We start from the raw sequence: 1,658 nt of genomic DNA, 5'->3' as shown, positions 1-1,658 counted from the left end.
AGCAGACGGAGCCGCCACGGCCGCGCTCGTCACGTTTGACGGCGATCTGCCAGGCGCCGGTGTCGGCCGGGTCGCTGCACAGCGAATAGTTGCGCCGCACGCCGTTTGGCACTTCAACCGTCAGGTGCGAACCGGGCGTGAAGGTGGGCAGGGGATCGCCTTCCGGGTGGCGCAATTCAAAGAGGCAAATGCCTTGCGCAACCGCTTCCTTCCGGACCACCTGCAGTTTAAAAAAATCCGGCTCTATGGCGGCTGCGGCAGGGTTGCCTGCTGCGACGCTAGGGTTAACGCTCATCGTTGTCTCCGCTTGGTGATTGACAAATGTCAAAAGCCCGATATTCTTAGTGTGCTAAGAATAATCGGCTTGCCCCGGATTTGCAAGCTGCTTTTAATGTCATTGCCAGGCCCCGGTGCCTGCTGCTGAATGAAGGAATATCTGCGATGTTGACCGCTGAAGAAAATGACCTGTTGTGCCGCGTGGAGGGCCAAGCCCCCATGGGCCAGTTGATGCGCCGCCACTGGACGCCGGTATGCCTGATCGAAGAAGTCAGCGAGCCCGACGGTGCGCCCGTCAAGGCACGTGTATTTGGGGAAGACCTGGTGGTGTTTCGCGATACCAAAGGCCGCGTCGGCGTGATGGACGAATACTGCCCGCACCGGCGCGTGTCGCTGGTGTTCGGCCGCAACGAAGACTGCGGCCTGCGCTGCCTTTATCACGGCTGGAAAATGGACGTGGAAGGCAATGTGCTGGAGATTGTCTCCGAGCCCGCAGCCAGCGGCATGGCGCAAAAAGTCAAACACCTGGCTTATCCGGTGAAGGAGTGGGGCGGTTTTGTCTGGGCCTACATGGGCCCGAAGGAAACCCAGCCCGAGTTCCTGCCGCCGGCCTGGGCGCCCACGGCCGACACGAAAGTAACGATTGCCAAGGCACTGATTCCCTGCAACTGGGCGCAAATTCTTGAAGGCGCGATCGACTCGGCCCATAGCTCCAGCCTGCATTCTTCAGACATGGTGCCGGCGCGCGTGGAAGGCGCTGAGGCGACCGACACCAACTGGCTGCGGCCCTCTACCGACAAGGCGCCGCGCATGCAGGTGGAGCGCGGCACCTACGGCTTTCGCTATGCGGCCATACGCCGCCCCATCAAGAATGCAGCGGCCAACGACTACATCCGCTCGACGGTGTTTGTGGCACCTGCCACGGCGCTGATCCCGCCCAACAACCTGTACAACGTCGCCAACATCAACGTGCCGATGGACGACACCAACACCGCTTTCTATTTCATCGCCTGGGGCCATCCGTCGCAGACACCCGGCACCGACACGTGGCGCAAGTTCCTCGGCCAGCAGGTCGGCCCCGACCTGGACGACAAATACCAGCCGCTGCGCAACCGTGCCAACCACTTCTGGCAGGACCGCGAAGCCATGAAGGCCGGCAACTTCACCGGCATCACCGGTTTTCCCAACCAGGACATCGCGATGTGGGTGACCATGGGGCCCATCGCCGACCGCACACACGAGCGCCTGGGTGCCAGCGACATGGCGGTGGTGGAGTTTCGCAAGCAGATGCTGGAGGCGGTGCGGGTTTTCCAGGCGGGGGAAGTCGCCATCGGTACGGGCCAGTTGCGCATTCCGCCCAGCGTCGTCGCTTTCCAGGCCAT

2 protein-coding genes are annotated in these 1,658 nt (G+C 62.1%); one reads left to right on the top strand and one right to left on the bottom strand.

Translation table 11 applies throughout. The features are described 5' to 3' along the window. Window positions 1-295, bottom strand: a 295-nt coding sequence (locus AC1D0Z_RS21190) for an FAD-binding oxidoreductase (RefSeq protein WP_477660129.1), incomplete at its 3' end; no start/stop codon positions are given. Between the two features lie 146 nt (window positions 296-441). Here AC1D0Z_RS21190 and AC1D0Z_RS21185 point away from each other — a divergent pair. Beyond that, on the top strand, window positions 442-1,658 hold a 1,217-nt coding region (locus tag AC1D0Z_RS21185), incomplete at its 3' end, for a Rieske 2Fe-2S domain-containing protein (protein WP_477660128.1).

The sequence above is a fragment of the Polaromonas sp. P1_E3 genome, assembly GCF_056405935.1.
This window is presented reverse-complemented; position numbering and strand designations above follow the sequence as displayed.